Here is a 1,439-nt window from a genome sequence, read left to right on the forward strand (position 1 = left end):
TGAACTGCACCCCAATTGTTGGACACGAAATTAAAACCCAACAGTTGGAGGTGTTTTTTCTATGGCTAAGTATTCAGTAGAAACTAAATTAGAAGCTGTACGAGCCTATCTCGACGGAGTCGAGTCCTATAGAGACATTGCGGAGAAATATCAGGTAAGTATTACTCCATTGCAAGAATGGGTAGCAAAGTATCAAGAACACGGAATTAACGCTTTCCAAAAGGGATATACAAATTATTCAGCGGAGTTTAAAATGGACGTACTTAACTTTATGAGCGACACAGGAGCGTCCTTTACAAAGACGGAAGCAGTCTTTAATATCCCTACACCTAGTACGATATATCAGTGGCAGAATTTATTTAGGGAACAGGGATTGGACGCTCTCCAACCAAAGAAAAAGGGGCGTTCATCCTTGAAAAAGAAGCCACAGAAGAAGCTGGAACTGAGCACAGATGAAGTATTACGTGCAGAGAATAAGCGACTACAAATGGAGAATGCCTATCTAAAAAAGTTGAATGCCTTAATTCACGAAAGGGAAAAGTCAGCCAACAAGACAAAGCCCAAGTAATCTATGAATTAAGGCACACCTACCCTGTAAAGGCTCTATTAAAAATCGCTGGCATTGCTCGTAGCACCTATTATTACTGGCTTAAACAGATGGATCAACCAGATAAATACAGTAATGTAAAAGGAAAAATCGCTTCGATTTTTCACGAACATAAAGGTCGTTATGGCTATCGTCGAATCACATGGGAATTACGAAATCAAGGTTACACCTTGAACCACAAAACAGTTCGCCGTCTCATGAATGAGTTGGGGCTGAAATGCCTTGTACGTATGAAGAAATATCGTTCTTATCGTGGTAATGCTGGAAAGATTACTTCTAATATCTTAGCACGTAATTTCCAAGCGACTAAACCCAATCAGAAGTGGGTTACGGATATAACTGAATTTCACCTATATGGTGAAAAGCTCTACTTGTCTCCTATCCTTGATCTATACAACGGTGAAATTGTTGCTTATCAACTAGAAAAACGCCCAGTTTATTCTCTTGTTTCAAAAATGCTGGACAAAGCCTTCGATCAGCTAGGAGAGTGCGAAGCTCCTCTCCTCCACTCCGATCAGGGATGGCATTACCAGATGAGCCAATACCGATACGCGTTGAAGCAGCGCGGTATTACACAGAGCATGTCCTACAAGGGAAATTGCCTAGATAATGCCGTCATGGAAAACTTCTTTGGTTTGCTCAAAAGTGAATTGCTTTATCTCCACGAATTTGAGAGTATGGATCATTTCAAACAGGAACTAGAGGATTATATTCACTATTACAACCATAAACGCTTGAAGATAAAACTAAAGGGCATGAGTCCGGTTCAATACCGAACACATACCCTACAGGTTGCTTAAATCTTCGTGTCTAACTTTTTGGGTTCACTTCA

General features: G+C 40.4%; 1 protein-coding gene. It reads left to right on the top strand.

Going from position 1 to position 1,439, the window contains the following annotated elements; translation table 11 throughout:
* Positions 1 to 61: 61 nt before the first annotated feature.
* A protein-coding gene (locus BLU58_RS15925) for an IS3 family transposase (protein WP_093293843.1) occupies positions 62 to 1,407 on the top strand; the annotation gives its coding sequence in 2 pieces (ribosomal slippage) (positions 62 to 503 and positions 503 to 1,407; 1,347 coding nt in all).
* Positions 1,408 to 1,439: the final 32 nt, after the last annotated feature.

The organism is Thermoactinomyces sp. DSM 45892 (genome assembly GCF_900107305.1).
Lineage (GTDB): Bacteria > Bacillota > Bacilli > Thermoactinomycetales > Thermoactinomycetaceae > Baia.